The sequence below is a fragment of the Cellulosimicrobium cellulans genome, from assembly GCF_007679345.1.
Taxonomy (GTDB): domain Bacteria; phylum Actinomycetota; class Actinomycetes; order Actinomycetales; family Cellulomonadaceae; genus Cellulomonas; species Cellulomonas cellulans_A.
The window spans coordinates 18,960-44,280 of the sequence record NZ_VEGH01000012.1; the positions used below are offsets into that span (position 1 = coordinate 18,960).

The window sequence follows — 25,321 nt, forward strand, 5'->3', positions numbered from 1 at the left end:
GACCGGCGTCGGACGCACAGGTTGCGCCCAGGGTCGGCCCAGGGTGTCGGCAGGTGGGGGCGGGAGCGTCGGCGCTGGTGGGCGCGGCGCCGCGGAGTGCGGCGGCGCGTCCGGCGTCCGACCCCCCGCACAGGAAGCGACCGATGAGCGCACGACCCCCGGCCCAGGAGAAGCTGCCGAAGAAGGACCGCAAGGCGCTCGCCCGTGAGCTCGCCCGCCTGGAGCGGGAGCGGCAGGCGCAGCGGCGGCGGCGGAACCGGCGGCTCGGCTGGGCGGGCGCGGGCACCGCGGTCGTCGCGGCCGGCGTGATCACGGCGCTCGCCGTCCAGGCCTCCGTCCGCGCCGGGCAGGTCGGCCCGCACAACATGCTGTCCGACGGCATCGTGGTCACCGGCGACGGGAGCGCCGTCGCCGCGAGCCGGACGAGCGCGCTCGACCCGGGGGAGTCGCCGGTCGCCACCGCCGTGGACCGCAGCACCGGGGTGCTGGACCTGGTGCTCTACCTGGACTACCGGTCGCCCGAGGCGCAGACGTTCTGGACGGCGAACTCGGCGTCCATCGAGCAGTGGGTGACCGCCGGCTACGCGACGCTGGAGATCCACCCGCTGGCACTGCTGGACGGGGCGACGGTGCGCACCGGCCCCACGCCGTCCCCGGCGGTCTCCGCCGCACCGTCGGCGTCCCCGGCGGCGGACGACTCGCTGCTGGGCAGCATGGTCACGACCGGCGACTACTCCGCCCGCGCCGCCGGCGCCCTCGCGTGCGTGGCCGACACGACGCCGGACAGCGTGCTCGCCGTGCACGACGCGCTGCTCGCCGCGCAGCCCGACCTCGACGAGGACGGCATCGACGACGGCGACCTGCTCGCGCTCGTCCAGGACGCCGGCGTCGCCGACGAGACGGTCGCCGGCTGCATCACGGACGGCGGCTTCACCGACTGGGCGACCGAGGCGACCGCCCGCGCGGCGCGGTCCGTGCCGTACGACGTCGGCAGCGTCACCACCAGCCCGGTCGTGCTGGTCGGCGGGCAGCCGTACACCGGCGACCTCGGCGACGCGGACGCGCTGCTGGCGTTCATCGAGCAGGTGAGCACGGAGCTCGCCGCGCAGGCCGAGGCCGAGGCCACCGCGTCGCCCACCGCTCCCGCGACGGACCAGCCCACCACGCCCGCGTCCGAGGCGCCCACCGGGGAGGCCACCGGGTCGTCCGCCCCCTAGCGTGGCGGCATGGACCGGTGGACCTGGCCCGCGTGGGTGGGCGTCGTCGGCGGGCTCGCGGCCTTCGCCGTGCTGCTGGTGCCGGTGCTCGTGGTGCAGAGCCGACGGTACGGCCGGCTCAGCGGGTGGCGGCTCGTCGGCGCCGCGGCGGTCGCCGTGTACGGGGTCGCGCTGCTGGCGTACACGCTGCTGCCGCTGCCCTCGGGCGACCTCGCCGCGTGGTGCGCGCGGTACGGCGTGGGTGGTCCGCAGCTGCGACCGCTCCAGTTCGTCGCCGACATCCGGCGGGACACCGCGGGCCTCGGGCTCGGGGCCACCCTGCGCAGCGCGGCGGTGCTGCAGGTGGTGTTCAACGTGCTCCTGTTCGTCCCGTGGGGCGTGCTCGCCCGGCGGTACCTCGGCTGGGGGGTGCTCGGCAGCACGTTGTCCGCGGCCGGCGCGTCCCTGCTCGTCGAGACGACCCAGGCGACCGGCGTCTTCGGCCTGATCGGCTGCGCGTACCGGCTGGGCGACGTGGACGACCTGCTCACGAACACCCTCGGCGGGCTGCTCGGCGCCCTGGTCGCGCCCGTGGTGCTCGGCTGGATGCCGCGTCCCGGTGACCTCGCCGCGGGGCGCTCGCTGCCACGGCCGGTGACCGTCACCCGGCGCTGGGCCGGGATGCTCGTCGACGCGGCGCTGGTGACCTTCGTCGGCTACGGGATCACCGTCGCGTACCGGCTCCTGCTGCTCGCGAGCGGGCGGCCGCTCCCGGGCGACGGCGACGCTGTCGAGCTGCTGATCGGCACGGTGCTGCCCGTCGCGGCCCTGCTGTGGCTGCCGCCGCTGCTCGGGAGCGGGGCGTCGCTCGGACAGCGGGCGATGTGGCTCGAGCCGCGGTGGCAGCGGGCGGACGGGACGACGGGGCGCGGCCCGCTCGGGGTGCGGGCGGCGCGGGGCGCGCTGGGGGCGGGGCTGTGGGGGCTGCTCACCGTGCTGGCGGCGCTGCCCGGGACGTGGCCGGGCGGTGCGTCGGGGCTCGGCCCGGCGCGGGACGTCGTGGACGTCGCCGGTGCCGTCGCCGCGTTCGCGCAGCCGGTGCTGGTGGTGGTCTGGGTGCTGTCGGTCCCGTGGAGCCGGGGGCACCGAGGGCTCTCGTACGCGCTCACCGGGGCCGAGCTCGCCGACGCGCGGGACACCGGTGCCCGGTCGGCGGCGCCCGGCGGGCTCGCGCGGGACCGGGTGGGCTGACCGGCCCTCGGCCCGCGACGGGCCTCGGCGCGCGACGGCCTCAGCCCGCGACGGGCCTCGGCGCGCGACGGGCCTCGGCGCGCGACGGCCTCAGCCCGCGACGGCCCGAGGCAGCGCGACCGCCGGGTCGGCCGCCCGCGCGCGGTCCAGGACCGGCAGCGCGGGGCCGGCGAGCAGCCGCCGCGCCCCGCCCACGTCCCGCGGCCGGTCGACGGCGAACACCGCCGTCAGCGTGCCGGTCGCCCCGCCGCCCGGGGCGAACCAGAGCGCCGTCCAGCCGTCGTCGCCGGCCGGGTCGCCGCGCAGCACGACCTCGTCGTCCGCGCCGGGCAGCCCGTAGAGCGCGAGCTCGTGCCCGAGCTGCGTCGAGAACACGTACGGCGCCAGGTCCGACTCGGCGGCCTCGTGGCCGAGCAGACCCGCCACCGCGACCGCGGGCCCGCGCAGGGCGGCGTCCCAGTGCCCGCCCGGCACCCAGCCGTGCCGCGCGGACCGGCGCCTGGCCGCGTCGCCGACGACCCGCACCCGCCACGGGCCGCCGACCGGGGCGTGCCGCTCGTCCACGAGCACCGACCCGTCCGGCTCGAGCGGCAGGGCGCCCGCCAGCCAACCCGTCGCGGGCCGAGCACCGATCGCGGCGAGCACCACGTCCGCCGGCAGCACCGTGCCGTCGGAGAGCCGCACCGCGCCGGGCTCGCCCGTCACGCCGGTCTCGACCGCCGCGACGGACACCCCCGTCAGGAGCCGGACGCCCGCACGGGCGAACCACCGCGCCGTGAGGGCGCCGACCTCCGGCCCGAGCGCCGTCATCAGCGGGGCCTGACGGGCCTCGACCACGGTGACGTCCACGCCGGCCGCCGCCGCGACGGTCGCCACCTCGGCACCGACCCAGCCGGCGCCGACCACGACCAGCCGGCGCGGGGAGGCGGGGGAGCCGTCGGCGCCGTCCGTGGCCCCGGTCCCGGGCGGGAGGCCGTGCGGGAACCCGAGCGCCGACCGCAGCCGCTCCGCGTCCGCCGCGGTGTGCAGCGTCAGCGCGCCGGACCACCCGGCCGGGCGGACGGCGGCGGCCCCGGTCGCGACGACCACGGCGTCAGCGACGACGTCCCCGTCCGCGGTGCCGACCCGCACGCCTCCGTCGTCGACCGCGAGCGCGGTCGCCGGCGTGCCGAGCCGCACGTCGTCGGCGGCGGCGAGCGCGTCGGCGCCGAGCTCGTCGGACAGCCACGCGGGAGCCGGCCGGTCGAGCAGGTGCTTGGACAGCGGTGGCCGGTCGTAGGGGGCCACGCCCTCCGCGCCGAGCAGCGTCACCCGGCCGTCGAAGCCCTGGGCGCGCAGCTCCAGGACCGTGCGCGCCCCGGCGATGCCGGCGCCGACCACCACGACGGAGCGGGGCGCGGCCGGGGGCCCGGGCGTCCCGGTGCCGGGGTCGGGACGGGCGGTGGCGGGTCCGGCATCAGGCACCCGGCCACCGTAGCCTGCACCGACGCGCCGCGGCCGGGCCGCCCGGGCCTGCGCCGACCCGTCCGGGCGGCGTGCCGCCGGTCCCGAGGGCGTCGGACCCCGCGCCACCGCGGGCCCGCCGAGCCGTCGCGCCGCCGGCGTCCGGGCGCCGAGATCGGCGGTTCGCGCCGAGATCGGTGCCGCGGAGCACCGATCTCGGGCGAAGGCACCGATGTCGCGGGGTCCCGATCGAGCGTGCCGGTCCCGATCCGGTGTGCCGGCGCCGTTCGCGGCGGGCGCGCAGGACGCGGTCGTCGGAGCCGCGGCCGGCTCAGCGGCGCGGGGTAGCCTCGGCGGTGACGGTGCGCGACGGTCGCCGCGCCGCGGAGAGGGAGGCGCACGTGAGCCAGGACGGGGTCGTGCCCCCCGCGGCCGCCGGTCGCCCCTCGCCCGAGGACGAGCGGTTCGGCCCCGACGGCGAGCCGCTCGACCCGCGCGCCATCGCCCGCGCCTCGCTCGCCGCGGACCGGAACTGGTCGCTGTGGGTGATCGCGGGCGCGGTGCTGTTCTGCGTCGCGCTCGCGCTCGCGGCCGGCACCCCGACGGGCGCGCTCGCGCTGGCCGGGTTCCTCGCCTGCTGCGCGGTGGTCCGGTCGGTCGTGCGGCGCGCCCCGGCGGCCCTGGTCGTGCGCCGGCGGGCCGTGGACGTCGCGGTGCTTGCGGGTCTGGCGGTGACGATCGGCGTGCTGTCGCAGATCGTCCCGGCCCCGTACGTCCCCTGACGGGGCCCCGGCCCCCCCGCCCGGCCCCGCGCCCGCCGCGGGGACGACGAAGGGCGGCGACCCGACCGGGTCGCCGCCCTTGCGCGGGAGCTGTGCGCGCGTCAGCGCGCCGGCTGCACCTCGACCTCGACCTCGTCGATCTCCAGGTCCTCGTCGAGCACGTCGTCGTCCGCCGGGGCGGTCGCGAACGCGCGGTAGAGCAGCGCGGCGAGCGCGGCGCCGACGAGCGGCGCGACCCAGAACACCCAGATCTGGCCCCACGCCCACGACTCGGAGAAGATCGCCGCGGCCGTCGAGCGCGCCGGGTTCAGCGAGCCGCCGGTGACCGGGTACGCCACGAGCATCCCGAACGCCACGGTCAGACCGACCGCGAACGCCGCCTGCTGGCGGGTGCGCCCGCGCCGGTCGGTCGCGCCGAGGTAGACGCCGACGAGGATCGCGGCCAGCACGCCCTCGAGCAGCAGCGCGGCGATCAGGCCGAACCCGTCGCCGCCCGTCGACTGGGCGATCGGGGAGTGCTCCCCGTAGCCGTTGGCGGTGCCGCCGAAGAAGGTCCGCTCGTTGCCCTCGAGCGCGGGCAGCGAGGTGGCCGCCACGAACAGGACGGCGGACGCGAGCGCGCCGCCGACGACCTGGGCCAGCCAGTACGGCACCAGGTGCGCCCACGGCGTGCGGCCGGCCAGCGTGCTGCCGAGCGTGATCGCCGGGTTGAAGTGGCCGCCGGACACGTGCGACACGGCGACGAACGCCGCGATCGTGCCGAACCCGAAGCCGAGCGCGATGCCGATGACACCGGCGCCGCTGACCGAGGCGAACAGCGCCGCGCCGAGGCCCGCGAGGACCACGACGAACGTGCCGAACAGCTCGGCGCCCACCCGGGCCACGAGCGAGGGGCCGGTGAGGGTGGCGCGGACGGCCTGGATCTCGACCTCGTCCTCGTCCGCCGCGACGGCGGAGGCGGTGCCGTAGCCGCTGGCCGCGCCGTAGCCGACGGGGACCGCGGCGGGTGCGGGCGCGGCGGCGGGCGCCGGAGCGGCGGTCGGCGCGGGGGCGCTCGCCGGGGCGGGCGCGGGGACGGCCGCGCCGGCGGGCGGCGCGGACGGCGTCGGGGTCACGGGGGAGCCGGCGGCCGGGGCCGTGGGCTCGGCCGGGGTGCCCTGCTGCGGGGCGGTGGCGCCGGTGGGGGCGTCCGGGGCCTCGGCGGGCTCGGGCTTGTCCTGCGACATGATGATCCGTTCGTCCGGGTGCGATGACGGGCGCGGGCCGCGCCGTTCGGCGGCCCCGCACCGGGTCCGACCTGCGGGCGCGTCACGCGCAGCCCCGGTCGGGCACACGCGTCGAGCATGCCACCGATCGCTGTGCGTCGCCTGGATGCCGCCCGACCCGGCGCCGGTCGCCCGCAAAGTCTCTCGACGTCAAGTAATCTGGCCGCATGGCGAAGATCAAGGTGGTTGGACCGGTCGTCGAGCTCGACGGTGACGAGATGACGCGGATCATCTGGCAGTTCATCAAGGACCGCCTGATCCATCCGTACCTCGACATCGACCTGCGCTACTACGACCTGTCGATCGAGAACCGCGACGCGACGGACGACCAGGTCACGATCGACGCGGCGCACGCGATCAAGGAGCACGGCGTCGGCGTCAAGTGCGCGACGATCACCCCGGACGAGGCCCGGGTCGAGGAGTTCGGCCTCAAGAAGATGTGGCGCTCCCCGAACGGCACGATCCGCAACATCCTCGGCGGCGTGGTCTTCCGCGAGCCGATCATCATCAGCAACATCCCGCGCCTGGTGCCGGGCTGGAACAAGCCGATCATCATCGGCCGCCACGCCCACGGCGACCAGTACAAGGCGACCGACTTCACCGTGCAGGGCGCGGGCACGCTGACCCTGACGTTCACCCCGGCGGACGGCTCCGAGCCGATCCAGCAGGAGGTCGTGACCTACCCGGACGCCGGTGGCGTCGCGATGGCCATGTACAACTTCGACGAGTCGATCCGCGACTTCGCGCGCGCCTCGTTCGCGTACGGCCTGCAGCGGCAGTACCCGGTGTACCTGTCGACCAAGAACACGATCCTCAAGGCCTACGACGGCCGGTTCAAGGACCTGTTCCAGGAGGTGTTCGACGCCGAGTTCGCCGCCGCGTTCGCGGAGGCCGGCCTCACCTACGAGCACCGCCTGATCGACGACATGGTCGCCTCCGCCATGAAGTGGGAGGGCGGCTACGTCTGGGCCTGCAAGAACTACGACGGCGACGTCCAGTCGGACACCGTCGCGCAGGGCTTCGGCTCGCTCGGCCTGATGACCTCGGTCCTCATGACCCCGGACGGCCAGACCGTCGAGGCCGAGGCCGCGCACGGCACCGTGACCCGGCACTACCGCCAGCACCAGGCGGGCAAGCCGACGTCGACCAACCCGATCGCGTCGATCTTCGCGTGGACCGGCGGTCTCAAGCACCGCGGCAAGCTGGACGGCACCCCCGAGGTCACCCAGTTCGCCGAGACCCTCGAGGACGTCGTGGTCAAGACGGTCGAGAGCGGCAAGATGACCAAGGACCTCGCGCTGCTCGTCGGCCCCGAGCAGGAGTGGCTGACCACCGAGGACTTCCTCGCGGCCCTCGACGAGAACCTGGCCGCGCGCCTGGGCTGACCCCCGCGCCGCACGACCCCGACGGCCGCCGCCCGCACTCCGCGGGCGGCGGCCGTGCGCGTCCCGCTTGCCGTCACGCAGTGAACGCACATCGGTAGGTGCTCCCGGGGTGCCGGATCGGAGTGCGTGCGCCTGTATCCTCTGCTACGTGGGCACTGAGAGAGTGACCCCGGGTTCGCAATCTTCACTCCGTGAAGCCAACCGCGCCCGGATCGTGAGTGCCGTCCAGCAGCGTGGCTCACTCACGCAAGTCGAGCTGGCCGGTGTCACGGGGCTGTCACCCGCCACGGTGTCGAACATCGTCAAGGAGCTCACCGGCGCCGGGGTCCTCGCCACGGCGCCCACCTCCCGCAGCGGCCGCCGCGCCCAGCAGGTCACCCTCGCGCGCAACCTCGGGCTGGTCGGTGGCATCCACTTCGGCTCGCGCTCGCTGCGGGTGACCATCGCCGACGTCGCCCAGCGGATCGTCGCCGACCAGCGCATGCCGCTGCCGCCCGACCACCGCGCGGACGCCGGCCTGGAACGCGCGTCGCTGCTGCTCACCGAGCTCGTCGACTCGGTCGGCGCGACCATGTCCGAGGTGCTGTCGGTCGGGGTCGGCGTGCCCGCCCCCGTCGACCCGGTCACCGGCCGCATCGTGTCCGTCGGCGTGCTGCGCGGCTGGGACGGGGTGTCGGTGCCGGAGGTGCTGGAGCGCCGGCTGGGGGTGCCGGTCCGGGTCGACAACGACTCGAACCTCGGGGCGCTCGCCGAGCTGCGGCACGGTGCCGCCCGGGGCAAGCGGCACGTCGCCTACCTCAAGGTCTCGCACGGCGTCGGCAGCGGCCTCATCGTCGACGGGCGCGTCTTCCACGGCCGAACGGGCGCGGCCGGCGAGTTCGGGCACATCACGATCGACGACAACGGCCCGATCTGCCGGTGCGGCAACCGCGGCTGCCTCGACGCGCTCATCGGCGCGCCCGCCCTGCTCCGGATGCTCGAGTCCAGCCACGGGCACCTCACGCTGTCGGACGTCATCGCCCGCGCGCAGGACGGCGACCCCGGCTGCCGCCGGGTGATCTCCGACGCCGGCCGGCTGCTCGCGGTGGCCGCGGCGAACACCTGCAACCTGTTCGACCCCGAGCTGGTCGTCGTCGGCGGGCGGCTCGCCGACGCGGGCCCGATCCTGCTGGACACGTTCCGGAGCGTGCTCGCGCAGCGCACCCTGCCGAGCACCGCCGGGCCGGTCGAGGTGGTCGTCTCGGAGCTGGGCACGGCGGCCGAGGTGCGGGGCGCGCTCGCCCTGGCGCTGGACCACGCCGGTATTGCCCAGTCGATGGCGGTGGCAGGATGAGCCGGTGCAGCACGGCACGCGGCAAGGACGCAGCGGAGGAGGACCGATGAGCCGGACACCGGGCACCCCCGTCCTGTCCGTGCGGGGCGTCTCCCGCAACTACGGCGCCGTGCGCGCGCTGGTCGACGTGGACCTCGACATCCACGCGCACGAGGTCGTGGCCATCGTCGGCGACATCGGCGCGGGCAAGTCGACGCTCGCGCGGGTGATGTCGGGGGCGCTCGCCCCTGACGCCGGGACGATCGAGGTCGACGGTTCGCCCGTCACCATGCCGTCGACGCGCGCCGCGCGCGAGCTCGGCATCGCCGCCGTGTTCCAGGACCTCGCGCTCGCCGAGAACCTCGACGTCGTGCAGAACCTGTTCCTCGGCCAGGAGCTGCGCCGCGCCGGGATCCTCGACGAGCGGCGCATGGAGCGCCGCGCCTGGGAGGTGCTGAGCCAGCTCGCCGCGCGCGTGCCGTCCGTCCGGGCGCCCGTGCGCGCGCTGTCCGGCGGGCAGCGGCAGGCCGTCGCCGTGGCGCGCACCCTGGTCGGCAACCCGCGGGTGGTCGTCCTGGACGAGCCGCTGGCGTCGCTCGGCATCTCGCAGACCGCCGAGGTGCTCAACATGGTCGAGCGGCTGCGCGAGAGCGGGCTCGGCGTCGTGATGATCAGCCACTCGATGGTCGACGTCCAGGCCGTCGCGGACCGGATCGTGGTGCTGCGGCTCGGGCGGATCAACGGCGACTTCGACGCCGAGCACGCCTCCTACGAGGACCTGATCGCGGCGATCACGGGGATCACGCCGACGGGGCGCGCGGCGCGGCCGACGACCCGGCCGGCGACGCTCTGAGGCGTGGGTCGGGTCAGACGCCGTACCGGGGGAGTGCCGACACGAGGCGGCCGGCGGACGCCGTGACGTCCCGCGCGACCCGGGCGGTGACGTAGTCGCCGTACTGGGCCTGGGACTTCTGCGCCGTCAGCCGCACCAGCCGTCGTGCGAGCCGGGCGCCGTCCGCGACCTGCGCGAGCAGCGCCGCGGCCTCCCGGTGGTCCGCTCCGCTGCTGGGGTGCCCCAGCGCGATGCCGCAGATCGCGTCGGCCGCGGCGCTGATGGCGTTGGCGGCGGACACGCTCGCTTCCCGGGACGGCCCGTCGGTGCACGCCGCGAGCCGCTCCTCCGCCACGCGCAGGTGCTCCCGCGCGATCTCGGCGCGCTCGCGGGCGGACGCCGGGGTCATCCTCGTCGTCCGTGGCGGCACGTGGTCACGCTCCGTGGGCTCGCAGCAGCTCCCTCAGGTCCGGGCCGCTGATCGTGGTGGCATCGTCCAGCCACGACCGAACCATCGGGTCGGCGGCCCGGACAAGGGCCATCAGGCGATGTGTGGACAGCTCGTAGACGGAGCAGGCGTTGCCGGTCCACCGCTCGACGCCCTCGGTGATGTCGAGGAGCAGCTGCTCGGCCTCGGCGGCGGCGACGTCGTCCGGGCTGAGCACCACCAGGTCGACGTCGCTGCGCCGGTCGCTCGTGCCGCGTGCGACCGAACCGTAGAGCGCGATGGTGGTCCGCGCCGCGCGATCCGTGCCCAGGCGCTCGACGAGGAGAGCGACGAGCCGTTCCCGCAGCGCGTCGTGGGTGTGCGCCGCGAACCGGACTGCGGCCTCGATGGCAGGCCACGCGAGGTGCTCCCGGTTGGCGCGGTAGAGCACGGCGTGCGACGACCGGGCGGCCAGCACGGTGCCCTGCTCCACCAGCCGCGCCAGCGCCGCTCGCACCCCGGGGTTCGACGCCCCGGGGACGAGGTCGGCCACGCGGGACCCGGTCAGCGGAGCCTCGGCCCTGCTGAGGACGACGAGCACCCGCCCCTCCAGGCTGGGGACGACAGCGGAGATCGGGTTGCTCAGATCCACGGACACCTCACGCTCTGCTACTTTTTCATCAGCTCTGATGGAAAAGTAGCAGCCAGCCGTCAGCGGAAGACGATCGTCCGGTGCCCGTCCAGCAGCACCCGGTGCTCCGCGTGCCAGCGCACCGCACGGGCCAGCGCCCGGCGCTCGACGTCCTGGCCCAGGGCGACCAGGTCCGCGACGGCGCGGGAGTGGTCCACCCGCTCGACGTCCTGCTCGATGATCGGGCCCTCGTCGAGGTCGCCGGTCACGTAGTGCGCGGTCGCGCCGATGAGCTTCACGCCGCGGTCGTGGGCCTGCGCGTACGGGCGCGCGCCCTTGAACGACGGCAGGAACGAGTGGTGGATGTTGATGACCCGCCCGGCCAGCGCGCGGCACAGGTCGTCGGACAGGATCTGCATGTACCGGGCCAGCACCACGAGCTCGACGTCCAGCTCCTCGACGAGCTCCAGGAGCCGGGCCTCCGCCGCCGCCTTGGTGTCCTTCGTGACGGGCACGTGGTGGAACGGGATGGCGTAGAACGCGGCCAGGTCGGCGAGCGCGGTGTGGTTGGACACCAGGCCGACGATGTCGATCGGCAGGCCCTCGGACCGCTGGCGGAACGCGAGGTCGTTCACGCAGTGCGCGGCGGTCGAGCCGAGCAGCAGGGTGCGGACCTTGCGGCCGGCGACGTCCAGCGACCAGTCCATCGAGAACCGGGGGGCGAGCGCGGCGAGCGCCTGCTCGAGCTCCTCGCGGGTGCGCTCGGCGACGACCTCGACGCGCATGAAGAACAGCCCCGACAGCGGGTCGCCGAACTGCTGCGACTCGGTGATGTTCCCGCCGTGCTCGGCGAGCAGCCCCGCGACGGCGGCGACGATGCCGGGCTGGTCGGGGCAGGACAGCGACAGCACCCAGGAGGTGGCGGTGCCGGGCGTGGAGGTCGGGGTCGTCACGCAGGGGAGGGTACCCGCGCCCGCGCACGGCGGCCGGGGGCGTCCAGGGGCGGGCGGGTGTCCGCCGGGTGGAATCCTGACGACACCGGGACCTCCGGGCTGCCGAGGGCGCGCACCTCCTGAGACGATGGGGGCATGAGCGAGACCGAGGTGACCATCCGTCCCGTCGTCGACGCCGAGGCCGGCGAGCTCCTGACGCTGCGCCGTGCCGCCTTCGTCACCGAGGCCCAGCAGTACGACGACCCGCACATCCCGCCGCTGACCCAGACGCTGTCGGAGCTGCGCGCGGACCTCGCCGCCGAGGGCGTCGTCACGCTGGGCGCGTGGGCCGGCCACCGCCTGGTCGGGTCGATCCGCGTGGTGCTCGAGGGCAAGAAGGCCACGCTCGGCCGGTTCGCCGTCGCGCCCGACCAGCAGGGCCACGGCATCGGCACCCAGCTGCTGCTCGCGATCCTGCCGCACCTGCCCGAGGACGTGGAGGAGATCTGGGTGTTCACCGGGCGGGACTCGGTGCACAACCTCGCGCTGTACGAGAAGCACGGCTACACGCACGAGCACGACCAGACGGTCGGCGACCTCACGTACGCCTACCTGCGGCGGATCCTCGGGGACGCCGACGCGGAGGCCCCCGCCTCGGCCTGAGGCGCACCGTCGGACCGATCCGCGGACCCCCGTCCCGATCGGCCGGGGACGTTGCTACCCTGACGGGGTCGCGACTGGCGCACAGGTGGGTCACCACCGGGGAGCGACGCAGCAGCACGACGTCGGGTCGGACGCCTGGGCCCCGCGGTCACCCCACACCATCGATCGGTGTGCGGTCGACAGACCGCGCCCGCCGACTGCCGAGGAGACGCATGAGCGCCGAGAACACGCCCCTGCTCGACCAGAACCTGTCCCAGGTGGACCCGGAGATCGCGGCGGTCCTGGACGGGGAGCTCGCCCGCCAGCAGGGCACGCTCGAGATGATCGCGAGCGAGAACTTCGTCCCGCGCGCCGTCCTGCAGGCGCAGGGCTCCGTGCTGACCAACAAGTACGCCGAGGGCTACCCGGGCCGCCGGTACTACGGCGGCTGCGAGCAGGTCGACATCGCGGAGACCCTCGCGATCACCCGCGCCAAGGAGCTGTTCGGCGCCGAGCACGCCAACGTCCAGCCGCACTCCGGCGCCACCGCGAACGCCGCGGTGCTGCACGCCCTCGCCAACGCCGGCGACCGCATCCTGGGCCTCGAGCTCGCGCACGGCGGCCACCTGACGCACGGCATGAAGATCAACTTCTCCGGCAAGCTCTACGACGTCGGCGCGTACGGCGTGAACCCGGACACCTTCCTCATCGAGCCCGAGGCGATCCGCGAGGCCGCGCTCAAGCACCGCCCGGCCGTGATCATCGGCGGCTGGTCCGCCTACCCGCGGCACCTCGACTTCGCCGCGATGCGCGAGATCGCCGACGAGGTCGGCGCGAAGCTCTGGGTCGACATGGCGCACTTCGCCGGCCTGGTCGCCGCGGGCCTGCACCCGTCGCCCGTGCCGTACGCGGACGTCGTGTCGTCCACCGTGCACAAGACGATCGGCGGTCCCCGCTCGGGCTTCATCCTGAGCCGCGAGGAGTACGCCAAGAAGATCGACTCCGCCGTGTTCCCGGGCCAGCAGGGCGGCCCGCTCATGCACGTCATCGCCGCCAAGGCCGTGTCGTTCAAGATCGCCGGCGGCGAGGACTTCAAGGACCGCCAGCAGCGCACCATCGACGGCGCGCGGATCATCGCCGACCGTCTGGTGTCGCCCGAGGTCGCCGCCGCGGGCGTGTCCGTGCTGACGGGCGGCACCGACGTGCACCTGGTGCTGGTGGACCTGCGGAACTCGCAGCTCGACGGCCAGCAGGCCGAGGACCTCCTGCACGACGTCGGCATCACGGTCAACCGCAACGCGGTGCCGTTCGACCCGCGGCCCCCGCGCGTCACCTCCGGCCTGCGGATCGGCACCCCGGCACTCGCGACCCGCGGGTTCGGCGACGCCGAGTTCACCGAGGTCGCGGACATCATCGCGACCGCGCTGACCGCCGGTGCGTCCGCCGACGTCGAGGGCCTGCGGGCGCGGGTGGCCAAGCTGGCCGACGCGTTCCCGCTGTACCCCGGCCTCCAGCAGTACTGACCGGGGCTGCGACATGACGGCGAAGACGCTCGACGGCAAGGCCACGGCCGCCGCGATCAAGAGCGAGCTCAAGGAGCGGGTGGCGGTGCTCGCCGAGCGCGGCATCACGCCCGGGCTCGGCACCCTGCTGGTGGGGGAGGACCCGGGCTCGGTGTCCTACGTCGCCGGCAAGCACCGCGACTGCGCGGAGGTGGGCATCGCCTCGATCCGCGAGGACCTGCCGGCCGACGCCTCCCAGGAGGACATCGAGGCGGCGGTGGGGCGGCTGAACGAGGACCCGGCGTGCACCGGATTCATCGTGCAGCTCCCGCTGCCGCGCGGCATCGACACCAACCGGGTGCTCGAGCTCGTCGACCCCGACAAGGACGCCGACGGCCTGCACCCGACCAACCTCGGCCGGCTGGTTCTCCGGGTCAACGAGGAGATCGACTCCCCGCTGCCCTGCACGCCGCGCGGCATCATCGAGCTGCTCACCCGGCACGGCGTCTCGCTCGCGGGCGCGGATGTCACGGTCATCGGGCGCGGCACCACGGTCGGGCGGTCCATCGGGCTGCTGCTGACCCGCCGGGCGGTGAACGCGACGGTGACGCTCACGCACACCGGCACGGCCGACCTGGGCGAGCACACCCGGAACGCCGACGTCATCGTGGCCGCCGCGGGGGTGCCGGGGATCCTCACGGCCGACCTGGTGAAGCCGGGCGCCGTGGTGGTCGACGTGGGCGTGTCGCGGGTGTCCGACCCGGAGACGGGGAAGAGCCGGATCGCGGGCGACGTGGACGCCGGGGTGGCCGAGGTGGCTGCCTGGGTGAGCCCGAACCCCGGCGGGGTGGGGCCGATGACCCGCGCGATGCTGCTGGCCAACGTGGTGGAGTCCGCCGAGCGCCGGGCCTGAGCGACAGCGCGACGCCCGGGTCGCGCTGTCCGTGCCCGGTCCGCCGAGGTCGAGGTTTTGCCGCGACGCGCCGGGCCGAAACGCTCGACCTGGGCCGAAACGCTCGACCTGGGCCGAAACGCTCGACCTCGCGTGCTCCGCCTCGTGCCGGGTCGGACGGTGCGCGCGGGGCGTCAGGCGGCCGGGGGTGCCGTGGTGGTCGCCAGGATCGCGCCCGCCGTGGTCGCGTCGATCACGTCCGCCAGCGGGGCGTACAGCCGGATCGCGTCCAGGGCCCGCGCGTGGCCCGCGTCGTCCGCGCCCGCGCACGCGTCCGCCACCACGCGCACGGCCACGCCGGCGTCGGCCGCCGCCAGGGCGGTGGACAGGACGCAGCAGTCGGTCGAGACCCCGGTGAGCAGCATCGTGTCGCCGGGACCGACGTGCGCGGCGAGGTCCGGGCCCCACTTGCCGAAGGTGGTCGCGGTGACGACGGCGGCCCCTGCGGCGAGGTCGGCGAGCGCGGGCACGATCGTGTACGCCGGGGCGTCCTCGGGCTGCAGGGCGAACGGCCAGTCGGCGTAGTACGCGACCCACGCCCCCTCGGGCCGGTCGGGCGCCACGAACCGGGTGAACACGGTCCGTTCGGCGCCGGCCTGCTCGGCGAGCGCGCGGACCACCGGCAGCGCCTCGCCGAACCGCGGCGCGGCCCAGGGGCTGTCCGCGTCGGCGAACACCGGCTGCATGTCGACCACGACCAGCACCGCCCGCCCCGGCGTCGCGCCGCCGGGGCCGTGCGCCCCCGGCGCCGTCGCACCGCTCGCGGCGTCCGCGCGGTCCGCGCGGTCCGCGCCACCCGTGCCGCTCGTACCGCCCGCGTTGCCCGCGCCGCCGGCGCGGTCCACGTCGACCGCGCCGTCCGCGGCCTGCGCACCGGTCACCGCGCCACCCCCGCGCCGGCCTCCGCATCCACGCCCGCCGACGGCGGCCGCGCCTCCTGCCGCCGCACCGCCCCCCGCCGCAGCAGCAGCGTCCCGAGGAACCCGACCGCCAGCGCCACCAGCACCCCGAGGTTGGCGTACGCCCACGCCCCGGAGGTCCCGCCCAGCCCGAACGGCCCGAGCAGGTACCCCTGCCAGGACAGCCACCCGGCGGACGCGTTGGTGACGAGCCCCCAGCCGAGCACCGTGCCGAAGCCGAGCAGCGCGAGCGGCACCCCGGCGGCCCGGCCGTAGCGGCCGCGCGGGTCGAACAGGTCGAGGTCGTCGTAGTCGCGGCGGCGCAGCAGCACGTCGGCGATCATGATGCCCGCCCAGGCCGCGATCGGGACGCCGAGCGTGATGAGGAAGCCCTGGAACACGCCGAAGAACGTGTCGGAGCCGAACACGATGTAGATGGTGCCGAGCACCATGATGACGCCGTCGATCCCGGCGGCGACGGGCCGGCTGACGGGCAGGCCGGTCGAGACCAGCGCCAGCCCGGACGAGTAGATGTCGAGCACGGCCCCGCCGATCAGGCCGAGCACGGCGACGATCGCGAACGGCACCAGGTACCAGGTCGGCAGGATGGTGGTCAGCGCGCCGATGGGGTCGTCGCTGATGGCCGCCCGGAGCTCGGGGTCGGAGCCGGCGAGCAGCAGGCCGAACAGCAGCAGCACGACGGGCGCGAGCGAGGCGCCGAAGGTGGTCCACCCGACGACGCCGCGGCCGGAGGTGTGCCGGGGGAGGTACCGGGAGTAGTCGGCGGCCATGTTCACCCAGCCGAGCCCGAACCCGGTCATCATGAACACGAGCGCCCCGATGAACGCCTGGGCGGTGCCCGACGGCAGGGCGGTCACGGCGGCGGTGTCGACGTGGTCGAGGACGAGCAGGACGTAGCCGACGGTGAGCACGGCGGTGACCACGGTGATGACGGTCTGCATCCGCATGATCAGGTCGAAGCCGAACACGCCGCCCGCGATGATGAGCCCCGCGACGACGACCAGCGCCACGACCTGGACCCCGGTGCCGCCGCCCCAGCCGAGCGCCTCGACGACGGTGGCGGTCGCCAGGGTGGCGAGCGCGGTGAGGATCGTCTCCCAGCCGACGGTGAGCAGCCAGGACAGCACGGCGGCCACGCGGTTGCCCTGTACGCCCAGCGCCGCGCGGGACAGCACCATGGTGGGCGCCGAGCCCCGCTTGCCGGCGAGCGCGACGACTCCGCAGAGCAGGAACGAGAACACGATGCCGACGACGCTCGCGACGAGGGCCTGGGTGAACGAGACCCCGAAGTCGAGCACCCACGCGCCGTAGGACAGGCCGAGGACGGACACGTTCGCGGCGAACCACGGCCAGAACAGCTGGCGCGGGGTGCCCTTGCGGTCGCGGTCGGCGATGACGTCCACGCCGGCGGACTCGACGGCCAGCGCGCGTCCGGGCGGGACGGTGCCGCCGGGCGCCGCGTCGGGGGCGGCTCCGGCACCGGGGCCGGCGGCGGGTGCGGCGCCCGCCGGGGGAGGGAGGGTCATGCACCCCATCCCACCACCGCGGACGCCCGCGGTCACCCCCTCGACCGGGACCTGGGGACGACCGTCGGCGCGTCGCGGACCCCCGGGTGGCGTCCCGCGGCTGCCACGATGGGGGCGGGCGGGAGGAGGGTCCGTGGACGAGGTGCTCGCGGCGGTGCTCGGACCCGGCGCGCGGACGACGGGCGTGCTCGCGGGCGACGGCGGCGCGGCCGTGCTCGCCGTGACGGGGCCGGACGGCGAGCGGCTGGTGGTGAAGTGCGCGCCCGCGGGCCGCGCTCCCGACCTGCTGCGGGCGGCGCGCGCGCAGGAGGCCGCGCGCGGCGCGGGGGTGCCGGTCCCGCGGACGGTCGCGGCGCGGGTGGTGGGCGGCGCGCAGGTGCACGTGACGGAGCACGTCGGGGGGCGCCGGTGGTCCGACGTGCACCCGGGCGCCGCCGACGAGACCCGCCGGGTGGTCCTCGGCGCGCTGGACGACGTGCTGACGCGGTTGCGGCGCGTCGCGCAGCCGGGGTTCGGCGACCTGGGCGACCCGCCGGCGGGCGAGCGGGACGCGCTGCTCCGGCGGACCCGCGCCCGGGTCCCCGGCGGGTGGCGGCTCCGGGCCGCCGAGCGGGCGCTCGACCGGCACGGGGCGTTGTTCGACGGGTCGCACGGGGCGGTGCTCGTGCACGGCGACCTGCACCACGCGAACGTGCTCGTGCGGCCCGCGGGTCCGGGCTGGGTGCTCGCGGCGGTGCTCGACTGGGACAGCGCGTGGGCCGGGCCGGCCGACGCGGACGCGGCCCGGGCCGCCCTGTGGGACTCGATGCCGGGGTCGCCCGCGGATGCGGACGACCGGGCCGCGGTCCAGCAGCTGCTGTGGTGCCTCGAGTACGCGGACGGCGGCGCGCGGCACCGCGCGGACACCGAGCGCCTGGCGGCCCGGCTCGGCGTCGCGCTGTGACGACGGGGACCGCCGGCGACGCGCGCCGACGGTCCCCGGGGGCGGCCGCCGCCCTCAGCGGGTCGCGCGCCGGCGGAACAGCCAGGCCGCGGTGAGCCGCGCGACGACGAGCAGGCCTGCGCACCACGCCAGCGCGACCAGCGGCTGGCCGCCCGGCGCGCCGACCAGCCACGCGCGCACCGTGTCGGTCACCGGCGTGACCGGCTGGTACGTGGCGACCACCTCGAGCACCCGCGGCATCGACTCGGGCGGCACGAAGGCGCTCGACACGTACGGCAGGAACATGATCGCGAAGGTGAACCCGTTGGCGGCCTCGGGTCCCGAGGAGATCATCCCGATGCACACGGCCGTCCAGGTCAGCGCGAGCACGTAGAGCAGCACGAGCCCGGCGGTGAGCAGCCACTCGCCCGGGCCGGCGGTCGGCCGGAAACCCGTGAGGTACGCGACACCCACGACCAGGGCGGTCGACACGGCGTTGCGGACGACGGACTCGACGACGTGCCCGGTGAGCGCGGCGACGGGCCGCACGGGCAGGGTGCGGAACCGGTTCATCAGCCCGCCCGTCATGTCCGAGGCGACGGAGACGGCCGTGGTGGCGGCGCCGTAGCCCGCGCAGAGCAGGATGATGCCCGGGACGACGTAGTCGACGTAGGCGGCCTGGTCGGTCTGGATCGCGCCGCCGAACACGTAGACGAACAGCAGCATGAGGATCACCGGCAGGGCGATGCCCATGATGAGCGTGTCGGGCGTGCGCAGCGACCGGCGCAGGCTGCGCCCGATCATCGCGGCGCTGTCCCGGAGCGCCCAGCCGCCCGCGGGCGGGCGGGTCGTGGTGCGCGCGGGCGCGGTGGCGGTGGCGGTGGCGGTCACGACGCCTCCCCGACGAGCAGGGCGGCGTCGGCGGGCGCGGCCTCGGCGGGACGGCCGGTGAGCGTCAGGAACACGTCGTCCAGGGTCGGGGTCGCGACGCGCCAGGACTCCACGGGCAGGCGGCGGGCCTCCACGTCGGCGAGAATCCGGCGCACGTCGGCGACGGACGCGTCGGTCGCCACCCGCTCGGCGCGGCCGTCCGCGAGCTGCAGCTCCACGTGGGCGGCGCCGACCTGGCCCTTGAGCTCGGTCGCCGTGCCCTGCGCGATCACCCGGCCGTGGTCGAGCACCGCGACCCGGTCGGCGAGGGCGTCGGCCTCGTCGAGGTACTGCGTGGTGAGCAGCACCGTGGCGCCGCCGGCCACGACGTCGCGGATGACGGCCCACAGGTCGGAGCGGCTGCGGGGGTCGAGCCCGGTGGTCGGCTCGTCGAGGAACAGCACGGCCGGCCGGGTCAGCAGCCCGACCGCGAGGTCGAGGCGGCGCCGCATCCCCCCGGAGTAGGTGCGCACGAGCCGGTCGGCGGCCCCCACCAGGTCGAACAGCTCGAGCAGCTCGTCGCCGCGTGCGCGCCCGGCGGCGCGGGGGAGGTGGGCGAGCCGGGCCATGAGCCGCAGGTTCTCGCGGCCGGTCAGCAGCTCGTCCACGGCCGCGTACTGGCCGGTGAGGCTGATCGCCTCGCGCACCCGGTCGGGCTCGCGGACGACGTCGTGCCCGGCGACGGTCGCCGTGCCGCCGTCGGGGCGCAGCAGCGTGCTGAGGACCTCGACGGTGGTGGTCTTGCCCGCGCCGTTCGGGCCGAGCAGGCCGAGCACCTGGCCCCTGCCGACCGCGAGGTCGACGCCGGTCAGCACGGTGGTCGACCCATAGGCCTTGCGGAGTGCCCGGGTTTCGATCATCGGGGCGTCCATCGCCGGCTCCTTTCTGTCTACGTCGTACACGGATGGTGCGGTGTGTATGTTGTACACAGTTGATCCGCCCACGGTCAAGGAGTCCGATGCAGCCCGAGGACGAGCGCACGGCCGGCCCCGACGCGGCCGCCCGCGACGCCACCACGCCCGACGCCGACGCGCGCAAGCACGCGGAGGCCCTGCGCCGCGACCGCGAGAAGGCCGAGCGCGCCGCGCAGAAGGAGGCCGCCCGGGCGGAGAAGGACCGGGAGCGCGCGCGCCGGGACGCCGAGAAGGCGCAGCGCGACCGCGACCGCGCCGCCCGCGCCGCGGAGAAGGAGGCCGAGCGGCTGCGGGCCGAGCAGGAGCGGGCGGTCCGCGAGGTCGAGCGCGAGGCCGACCGGGCCGAGCGCGAGGCGCAGAAGGCGGCGCTCGACGCCCGGCTCGCCGCGCAGCGCGCCGCCCGGCAGGTCGAGCGGGCGCGGCTGCGGGCGCTCGCGGCGCAGGAGCCGGGCGACGACGAGGCCGGGCCGGACCTCCCGCCGGGCCTCGCCGTGCTGTGGCGGCCGGCGCCGGTCGGGCGCCGCGGGCCGCGGCCGGGCCTGACGCTCGCCGGGATCGCGGACGCGGCGATCGCGCTCGCGGACGCCGACGGGCTCGCGGCGGTGTCGATGGCCCGGGTCGCCGAGCGGCTCGGCGTCACCACGATGGCGCTGTACCGATACGTGTCGAGCAAGGACGACCTGCTCGCGGTGATGCTGGACGCCGCGCTGGCGGAGGCGGTGGCGGGCGCGGGCGACGCGGCCCCGGGCGACGCCGGCCCCGGCGACCCGGGCCCCGGCGGCACGCCCGCCTGGCGCGCCGCCCTCGAGCGCTGGTGCGCCGACCAGCTCGACCTGGCCCGGCGGCACCCGTGGGCCGTGCAGACCCCGGCCGCCGCGGCCCTCCCGGGGCCGGCGCGGGTGGCGTTCCTGGAACGCGGGCTCCGGGCCCTCGACGGCACGCCGCTGAGCTGGCCGGAGAAGACCGCGGTCGTCGGGCGGCTGTCGCTGCACGTGCTCGCCGAGGGCCAGGTGGTCGCGGCCGAGGCGCAGGCGGCGCGGGCGGCCGAGGTGGAGGTGGCCGCGGGCGGCGAGGGGACCCCGGCCGGCGGGGCGACCGCGGGGCACCCGGCCCTGGTGGACTACGCGTCGCTGCTGCGCGCGGTGACCGACCCCGGCGAGCACCCCGTGCTCGCGCAGGCCCTGGCCGCCGGGGCGTTCGACGACGCCGAGGCCGAGGACGACGAGGGGCGGCCCGACTGGGGGCTCCGGCTGATGCTCGACGGCGTCGCGGCGGTGGTGGCCCGGGCCGAGGCGCGCGCGGCCGCGCGGGCGCCGGGCGGCGCGTGAGCGCGGGCGGGCCCGTCCGTGCGTGTCGGTGGCATGAGGTTGGATGGTCCGCGTGCTGACGGTAGCGACTGCGAACGTGAACGGGATCCGGGCCGCCTTCAAGCGGGGCATGGCCGGCTGGATCGAGGCCCGGCGGCCGGACGTCCTGCTCCTGCAGGAGGTGCGCGCCTCGGACGAGATCCTCGCCGACCACCTCCCCGCGGGCCAGTGGCACCTGGCGCACGAGGCCAGCGAGACGAAGGGCCGCGCCGGCGTCGCGATCGCCTCGCGGCTGCCGATGCGCGCGGTGCGCATCGGCATCGGCACCGGCGTGCCGACCGACAGCGGGCGGTGGGTCGAGGCGGACCTCGAGCTGCCCGCGGCCGACGGCGCGGGGCAGCGGGTGCTCACGGTCGTGTCCGCCTACGTGCACTCGGGCCAGGCGGGTACCCCCAAGATGGACGAGAAGTACGCCTTCCTCGACGTCATGACCAAGCGGCTCGCTGAGCTGGCGGGGGAGGGCGCGGACGTCGTGGTCGCGGGGGACCTCAACATCGCCCACCGCGAGGTCGACATCAAGAACTGGCGCGGCAACCGCAAGGCCGCGGGCTTCCTGCCCGAGGAGCGCGCGTACCTCGACACCTGGTTCGACGAGCAGGGCTGGCGCGACCTGGGCCGCGAGCACGGCGGCGAGGGCCCGGGCCCGTACACCTGGTGGTCCTGGCGGGGGCAGGCGTTCGACAACGACTCGGGCTGGCGGATCGACTACCAGCTGGCGACGCCGTCGCTCGCCGACCGCGCCCGGAGCGTGGAGATCGACCGCGCCGCGACGTACGACGCCCGGTTCAGCGACCACGCCCCGGTGGTCGTCACGTACGACGTCTGACGCACCGGGCGCGGGAGCGCCCGGGTGCGGCCCCGGGGCGGCGGTGCCCCGGCGCGGTGCCCGGCGCGCGGTGCCCGGCGCGCCCGGCCCGGGCGCGCGCGGTCACCCGCCGTGCGCCGCCTCCCAGGCCGCCGACGGGGAGTCCGGGTGCCCGCCGTGCATGGACACGATCGCCCCGGTCGCGTCGGCGGTGAGGTACGCGTCGTAGTAGTCGTCGCTGAGGGACAGGTGGAACTCCACCGGGGTGGTGACGTTCACGTCGGTCGCGCGCCGGACGAGCACCCCCGCCCCCTGCGGGTCGGCGATGCCGGTGAGCTCCGGCAGCTGCGCCACGAGCGGCTCGACGAGCGACCAGTCGACGGTGGTGACGTCGAACAGCTCGTCCGGGAGCTCCGCGGGGTCGGGCTGGATGGTGGCGGCGCCCTCGCGGGTGGCCTCCCCGTCGCGCCAGTTGTACTGGTCCGTGGTCGGGGCGCCGGGCGTGGTGGGGGCCTCCGAGACGACGTACTCCCGGTACATCACGAGCTCGGTGAACTGGGTGCCGCCGGCGACCGCCACCAGGTCGTCCACGACCTGCCGCGTCTGCGCCGCCACGAACACGTCGTACACCGGGGGCGCCTCGGTCTCGACGACCTCCTGGGCCTCGGCGCGGACCTCCTCCAGGGGCGTGCCCTGCACGAGGTCGAGCGCCGCGTCCCGGACCGGCCACACGCGGGCGCCGAACCCGACGAGCGCGAAGACGAGGAACAGCACGGCCGGGATGCGGAGCAGGCCGCGCCCGTCGCGTCCCGGCGCCGGGGGCGCCTCCCAGACCGGGGCCTCGGGCAGGTCGCGGACGTGCGTGTCCCGGTCGGCGATCTCCTGCCAGCCGGCGGGCGGCGGGTCCAGCAGCGCGACGTCGGGCCGCTCGGCGTCGAGCTGCGCGACCACCACGACGGCGCCGCGCTGGAGGCCGGGCAGCCGTCCGAGGTTGACGACGGTCCGGGTGGTCGTCGTGTACGCGGGGCGGGTGCGGGACGCGACGACGAGCCGGATCTCGCACAGCGGCTGGTCGTTGATCGAGGTCCCGGTGGCGCGGGTCTCCAGGACCTTCGCCAGGCTGACCCGGTTCTCGCGGAGCGCCGCCTCGACGTCCTGGGGCCGCGCGGACCGCGAACCGGCGAACGACCGGCCGATCGAGGTGATCACCATCAGCGGGACCATGATCCCGAGCGAGACGCCGAACGCCCACTCCCACCCGTCGTCCAGGCCGGCGACCCGCAGGGCGACCGAGGCGACGAAGAACCCGATGACGGCGGACAGCAGCAGGCGGATCACGGACCCCACTCTGCCCAAGATGCGCGAAGCAACTCAAACCGGGCGTCACCCTGACGTGCGAAAACGCGTCATTCTGGTGCCGGCGCCCCCGGCAGCTCGCGCATCCGCAGCAGCGGCGACAGCAGCACCGGCAGGGCCGCCAGGACCGAGCCGGCGGCGGCGACCCAGAGCGTGGGGGTCGCGCCGTAGGAGTGCCCGAGCCAGCCGCCGAGCAGCCCGCCGATCGGCGTCGTGCCCCACACGATGAACCGGACCGAGGCGTTCATCCGGCCCAGCAGCGGCGGCGGGCACACCCGCTGCCGGAAGCTCACCTGGGCGACGTTGTAGACCACGACGGCGAAGAAGAACAGCGCGCCGCCGGCGATCAGCGTGACCTGGGGCGGGAACGGCAGCACCGCGGCGAGCGGCGTCAGCGCGGCCCCGGGTGCGAACGCGAGGGCGGACAGCGGGATCACCCGGCCCTCGCCGAACCAGCGCACCAGCCGGTCCGACGCGACCGCGCCGAGCAGGCCGCCGACCGCCGACGCGGACAGCACGGTCCCGTACGCGGCCTCGTCGAGGCCGAGCGTGCGCAGGGCGAAGATCACCGTCACGGCCGAGCCGGCCGCGGTGAACAGGTTGCCGATCGCGGTGCAGGCGACGATCCGGCGCAGCAGCGGCTGCCGGACGACGAACCCGAGGCCCTCGGCGATCTCGTCCTTGAGCGGGCGCCGGTGCTCCCGCGGGGGCAGCTCCTCGACCTTCCGGATCCGGGACAGCGCCAGCGCGGACACCAGGTAGGTCGCCACGTTGACCGCGAGCAGCACGGGGGCGACCACCACCCGGAGCAGCGCGCCGCCGAGCGCGGGGCCGGCGACGCCCGCGACCGACTGGGTCGCCTGCAGCTTGGCGTTGCCCTCGCCGATGTGCGCGAGCCCGACCAGACCCGGGACGTACGACTGGTGCGCGACGTCGAAGAACACCGTCGCGACGCTCATCACCAGGGCGCCCGCGTACAGCACCGCCATCGAGGCGTGGCCGGTGAGGGCGAGCGCGACGACCACCGCGAGCGTCGCGGCGCGCACCAGGTCGGCCGTGATGAGCACCCGGCGCTTGCGCATCCGGTCGACCCAGGCGCCGGTGGGCAGGCCGATGACGAGGAACGCGGCGGTCTCGGCGGCGGTGAGCAGGCCCATCTGCCACTCCGTCGCGTCGAGGTCGCGCACCGCGAGCACGGGCAGGGCGATGCTCGTCAGCTGGAAGCCGAGCTGCCCGAACGCGTCGCCCACCCAGAGCCGGCGGAAGTCCGGGTGCCGGGCGAGCGAGCGGCGCTTCGCGGGCGGGGCCGGTTCCGCGGGGCCGGCGGTCCCGAGCGGTGGTCCTGCGGGGGCGGGGGTCGACATGGCTCCAGCGTGGCGCCACTGATTGGGGAAAGTCAATCAGTTGCTAGGATCGCGGCATGAGCCCGACCCCGCACCGCGACCCGGACCCGCAGTGGGCGCCGCCGCCGGACGGCGGGAGCGACCCGGAGGCGGGGACCGACCCCGCCGAGCTCGACGCCGACGCGCGCGCCCTCGCCTCCTCGCTGCGGCTGCGCATCCTGCGGATGTGCCTCGACGACGCGCTGACGAACCGCGAGATCGCCGACCGCCTGGGCAAGAACCCCGCGACGGTGCTGCACCACGTCCGCACGCTGGTCGACCGGGGCTTCCTCGCCGCCGACCCGGTGCGCCGCGGCGCGCGCGGCTCCCGCGAGGTGCCGTACCGGGCCACCCGCAAGTCCTGGCGCGCGCCCGACTTCCCCGGCAAGTGGCAGCTCATGCTGTCCACGTTCGTCGAGGAGGTCGCGGAGGCGGACCCGGACTCGGTGCGGATGACGCGGCTGGGCGTGCGGCTCAGCGGCGAGGAGCACGACGAGCTGATGTCCCGGGTGGACGCGTTCTTCACGGAGCTGGCCGAGCGCCGCCCGACCCCCGGCGGCCGGCCGTACTCGGTGCTGTTCGCCCTGCACGAGGACGCGGGCCGCCTCCCGCGCCCCTGATGCCGCCGGGCTTCTCCCCAGCCGGGG

General features: G+C 76.0%; 24 protein-coding genes and 1 riboswitch. Of the genes, 13 read left to right on the plus strand and 11 right to left on the minus strand.

The features are described from left to right. The first annotated feature begins 143 nt into the window (after positions 1 to 143). A complete protein-coding gene (locus FS882_RS15395; protein WP_158374235.1) occupies positions 144 to 1,217 on the plus strand; it encodes a DsbA family protein in 1,074 nt (357 codons plus the stop codon). Positions 1,218 to 1,226: 9 nt separating this feature from the next. Further along, on the plus strand, positions 1,227 to 2,447 hold the full coding sequence (locus FS882_RS15400; protein ID WP_158374237.1) for a VanZ family protein: 1,221 nt from the start codon (positions 1,227 to 1,229) through the stop codon (positions 2,445 to 2,447). Between the two features lie 90 nt (positions 2,448 to 2,537). Here FS882_RS15400 and FS882_RS15405 read toward each other — a convergent pair whose 3' ends face one another. Next, positions 2,538 to 3,911, minus strand: a complete 1,374-nt coding sequence (locus FS882_RS15405) for an FAD-dependent oxidoreductase (protein WP_158374239.1) — start codon at positions 3,909 to 3,911, stop codon at positions 2,538 to 2,540. A gap of 380 nt (positions 3,912 to 4,291) precedes the next feature. Between FS882_RS15405 and FS882_RS15410 the strand changes: the two genes are divergently transcribed. Continuing rightward, complete coding sequence (locus tag FS882_RS15410) at positions 4,292 to 4,672, plus strand: DUF3017 domain-containing protein (protein WP_158374241.1); 381 nt, start codon at positions 4,292 to 4,294, stop codon at positions 4,670 to 4,672. 101 nt (positions 4,673 to 4,773) lie between these two features. Here the strand turns inward: FS882_RS15410 and FS882_RS15415 are convergent, their stop codons facing one another. Beyond that, the gene (locus FS882_RS15415) at positions 4,774 to 5,898 is read right to left on the minus strand and encodes an MIP/aquaporin family protein (RefSeq protein WP_158374243.1); all 1,125 of its coding nucleotides are present in this window, start codon (positions 5,896 to 5,898) and stop codon (positions 4,774 to 4,776) included. Positions 5,899 to 6,104: 206 nt separating this feature from the next. Between FS882_RS15415 and FS882_RS15420 the strand changes: the two genes are divergently transcribed. The 3 genes from FS882_RS15420 (at position 6,105) to FS882_RS15430 (ending at position 9,487) form a co-directional block, all read left to right on the plus strand. After that, a complete protein-coding gene (locus FS882_RS15420; protein WP_158374245.1) occupies positions 6,105 to 7,322 on the plus strand; it encodes an NADP-dependent isocitrate dehydrogenase in 1,218 nt (405 codons plus the stop codon). 214 nt (positions 7,323 to 7,536) lie between these two features. Beyond that, complete coding sequence (locus FS882_RS15425; RefSeq protein WP_316043651.1) at positions 7,537 to 8,655, plus strand: ROK family transcriptional regulator; 1,119 nt, start codon at positions 7,537 to 7,539, stop codon at positions 8,653 to 8,655. 46 nt (positions 8,656 to 8,701) lie between these two features. After that, entirely contained in the window at positions 8,702 to 9,487 is a 786-nt protein-coding gene (locus FS882_RS15430) for an ATP-binding cassette domain-containing protein (RefSeq protein ID WP_158374249.1), read from the plus strand. 13 nt (positions 9,488 to 9,500) lie between these two features. On the opposite strand, the gene FS882_RS21080 is transcribed toward FS882_RS15430, so the two are convergent. Genes FS882_RS21080 through purU form a run of 3 tightly spaced genes read right to left on the minus strand, consistent with a single transcriptional unit; the run spans position 9,501 to position 11,477 of the window. Then, on the minus strand, positions 9,501 to 9,875 hold the full coding sequence (locus FS882_RS21080) for a hypothetical protein (protein ID WP_187365321.1): 375 nt from the start codon (positions 9,873 to 9,875) through the stop codon (positions 9,501 to 9,503). A gap of 25 nt (positions 9,876 to 9,900) precedes the next feature. Continuing rightward, positions 9,901 to 10,545, minus strand: a complete 645-nt coding sequence (locus tag FS882_RS21085; RefSeq protein WP_187365322.1) for a nucleotidyltransferase domain-containing protein — start codon at positions 10,543 to 10,545, stop codon at positions 9,901 to 9,903. A 59-nt stretch (positions 10,546 to 10,604) separates the two neighbouring features. Then, entirely contained in the window at positions 10,605 to 11,477 is an 873-nt protein-coding gene (purU, locus tag FS882_RS15440) for a formyltetrahydrofolate deformylase (protein WP_158374253.1), read from the minus strand. 135 nt (positions 11,478 to 11,612) lie between these two features. Between purU and FS882_RS15445 the strand changes: the two genes are divergently transcribed. The 3 genes from FS882_RS15445 (at position 11,613) to FS882_RS15455 (ending at position 14,513) form a co-directional block, all read left to right on the plus strand. Beyond that, positions 11,613 to 12,119 carry a GNAT family N-acetyltransferase gene (locus FS882_RS15445; protein WP_158374255.1) on the plus strand — a complete coding sequence of 169 codons (507 nt, stop codon included), beginning with the start codon at positions 11,613 to 11,615 and terminating at the stop codon, positions 12,117 to 12,119. Positions 12,120 to 12,179: 60 nt separating this feature from the next. Next, positions 12,180 to 12,267, plus strand: a riboswitch (ZMP/ZTP riboswitch). Positions 12,268 to 12,331: 64 nt separating this feature from the next. Then, positions 12,332 to 13,621 (plus strand): serine hydroxymethyltransferase, encoded by a 1,290-nt coding sequence (glyA, locus tag FS882_RS15450; RefSeq protein ID WP_158374257.1) that lies wholly within the window; start codon positions 12,332 to 12,334, stop codon positions 13,619 to 13,621. Between the two features lie 13 nt (positions 13,622 to 13,634). Further along, on the plus strand, positions 13,635 to 14,513 hold the full coding sequence (locus FS882_RS15455) for a bifunctional methylenetetrahydrofolate dehydrogenase/methenyltetrahydrofolate cyclohydrolase (protein ID WP_158374259.1): 879 nt from the start codon (positions 13,635 to 13,637) through the stop codon (positions 14,511 to 14,513). Between the two features lie 173 nt (positions 14,514 to 14,686). Here FS882_RS15455 and FS882_RS15460 read toward each other — a convergent pair whose 3' ends face one another. Together FS882_RS15460 and FS882_RS15465 are read right to left on the minus strand one after the other, a co-directional pair. Beyond that, positions 14,687 to 15,433 carry an isochorismatase family protein gene (locus FS882_RS15460; RefSeq protein ID WP_316043649.1) on the minus strand — a complete coding sequence of 249 codons (747 nt, stop codon included), beginning with the start codon at positions 15,431 to 15,433 and terminating at the stop codon, positions 14,687 to 14,689. After that, on the minus strand, positions 15,430 to 16,998 hold the full coding sequence (locus FS882_RS15465) for a purine-cytosine permease family protein (RefSeq protein WP_158374261.1): 1,569 nt from the start codon (positions 16,996 to 16,998) through the stop codon (positions 15,430 to 15,432). The genes FS882_RS15460 and FS882_RS15465 overlap by 4 nt, the downstream gene beginning before the upstream one ends. 133 nt (positions 16,999 to 17,131) lie before the next feature. Between FS882_RS15465 and FS882_RS15470 the strand changes: the two genes are divergently transcribed. Continuing rightward, positions 17,132 to 17,941 (plus strand): phosphotransferase family protein, encoded by an 810-nt coding sequence (locus FS882_RS15470; RefSeq protein WP_187365323.1) that lies wholly within the window; start codon positions 17,132 to 17,134, stop codon positions 17,939 to 17,941. Positions 17,942 to 17,995: 54 nt separating this feature from the next. On the opposite strand, the gene FS882_RS15475 is transcribed toward FS882_RS15470, so the two are convergent. Next, on the minus strand, positions 17,996 to 18,811 hold the full coding sequence (locus FS882_RS15475) for an ABC transporter permease (protein ID WP_262348341.1): 816 nt from the start codon (positions 18,809 to 18,811) through the stop codon (positions 17,996 to 17,998). Next, positions 18,808 to 19,710: an ATP-binding cassette domain-containing protein gene (locus FS882_RS15480; RefSeq protein WP_262348342.1), complete on the minus strand. Its 903-nt coding sequence runs from the start codon at positions 19,708 to 19,710 to the stop codon at positions 18,808 to 18,810. The genes FS882_RS15475 and FS882_RS15480 overlap by 4 nt, the downstream gene beginning before the upstream one ends. A 98-nt stretch (positions 19,711 to 19,808) precedes the next feature. Here FS882_RS15480 and FS882_RS15485 point away from each other — a divergent pair, with 98 nt between their 5' ends. Both FS882_RS15485 and FS882_RS15490 read left to right on the plus strand, forming a co-directional pair. After that, positions 19,809 to 21,092 (plus strand): TetR family transcriptional regulator, encoded by a 1,284-nt coding sequence (locus FS882_RS15485; RefSeq protein WP_187365324.1) that lies wholly within the window; start codon positions 19,809 to 19,811, stop codon positions 21,090 to 21,092. Between the two features lie 52 nt (positions 21,093 to 21,144). Continuing rightward, the gene (locus tag FS882_RS15490; RefSeq protein ID WP_158374269.1) at positions 21,145 to 21,957 is read left to right on the plus strand and encodes an exodeoxyribonuclease III; all 813 of its coding nucleotides are present in this window, start codon (positions 21,145 to 21,147) and stop codon (positions 21,955 to 21,957) included. 102 nt (positions 21,958 to 22,059) lie between these two features. Here FS882_RS15490 and FS882_RS15495 read toward each other — a convergent pair whose 3' ends face one another. Next, positions 22,060 to 23,274 carry a hypothetical protein gene (locus FS882_RS15495; RefSeq protein ID WP_158374271.1) on the minus strand — a complete coding sequence of 405 codons (1,215 nt, stop codon included), beginning with the start codon at positions 23,272 to 23,274 and terminating at the stop codon, positions 22,060 to 22,062. Between the two features lie 68 nt (positions 23,275 to 23,342). After that, positions 23,343 to 24,656, minus strand: coding sequence for an MFS transporter (locus tag FS882_RS15500; RefSeq protein WP_158374273.1), 1,314 nt, complete (start codon positions 24,654 to 24,656; stop codon positions 23,343 to 23,345). Between the two features lie 56 nt (positions 24,657 to 24,712). Here FS882_RS15500 and FS882_RS15505 point away from each other — a divergent pair, with 56 nt between their 5' ends. After that, on the plus strand, positions 24,713 to 25,294 hold the full coding sequence (locus FS882_RS15505; protein WP_158374275.1) for an ArsR/SmtB family transcription factor: 582 nt from the start codon (positions 24,713 to 24,715) through the stop codon (positions 25,292 to 25,294). Positions 25,295 to 25,321 lie beyond the last annotated feature (27 nt).

What these genes read in the sequence shown, in the direction of transcription:
- FS882_RS15395 (WP_158374235.1), top strand. Translation starts at nt 144, where the DNA reads ATGAGCGCACGACCCCCGGCCCAGGAGAAGCTGCCGAAGAAGGACCGC.
- FS882_RS15400 (WP_158374237.1), top strand. Translation starts at nt 1,227, where the DNA reads ATGGACCGGTGGACCTGGCCCGCGTGGGTGGGCGTCGTCGGCGGGCTC.
- FS882_RS15415 (WP_158374243.1), bottom strand. Translation starts at nt 5,898, where the DNA reads ATGTCGCAGGACAAGCCCGAGCCCGCCGAGGCCCCGGACGCCCCCACC.
- FS882_RS15420 (WP_158374245.1), top strand. Translation starts at nt 6,105, where the DNA reads ATGGCGAAGATCAAGGTGGTTGGACCGGTCGTCGAGCTCGACGGTGAC.
- FS882_RS15430 (WP_158374249.1), top strand. Translation starts at nt 8,702, where the DNA reads ATGAGCCGGACACCGGGCACCCCCGTCCTGTCCGTGCGGGGCGTCTCC.
- FS882_RS21080 (WP_187365321.1), bottom strand. Translation starts at nt 9,875, where the DNA reads ATGACCCCGGCGTCCGCCCGCGAGCGCGCCGAGATCGCGCGGGAGCAC.
- FS882_RS15445 (WP_158374255.1), top strand. Translation starts at nt 11,613, where the DNA reads ATGAGCGAGACCGAGGTGACCATCCGTCCCGTCGTCGACGCCGAGGCC.
- glyA (WP_158374257.1), top strand. Translation starts at nt 12,332, where the DNA reads ATGAGCGCCGAGAACACGCCCCTGCTCGACCAGAACCTGTCCCAGGTG.
- FS882_RS15455 (WP_158374259.1), top strand. Translation starts at nt 13,635, where the DNA reads ATGACGGCGAAGACGCTCGACGGCAAGGCCACGGCCGCCGCGATCAAG.
- FS882_RS15465 (WP_158374261.1), bottom strand. Translation starts at nt 16,998, where the DNA reads ATGACCCTCCCTCCCCCGGCGGGCGCCGCACCCGCCGCCGGCCCCGGT.
- FS882_RS15480 (WP_262348342.1), bottom strand. Translation starts at nt 19,710, where the DNA reads ATGATCGAAACCCGGGCACTCCGCAAGGCCTATGGGTCGACCACCGTG.
- FS882_RS15485 (WP_187365324.1), top strand. Translation starts at nt 19,809, where the DNA reads ATGCAGCCCGAGGACGAGCGCACGGCCGGCCCCGACGCGGCCGCCCGC.
- FS882_RS15500 (WP_158374273.1), bottom strand. Translation starts at nt 24,656, where the DNA reads ATGTCGACCCCCGCCCCCGCAGGACCACCGCTCGGGACCGCCGGCCCC.
- FS882_RS15505 (WP_158374275.1), top strand. Translation starts at nt 24,713, where the DNA reads ATGAGCCCGACCCCGCACCGCGACCCGGACCCGCAGTGGGCGCCGCCG.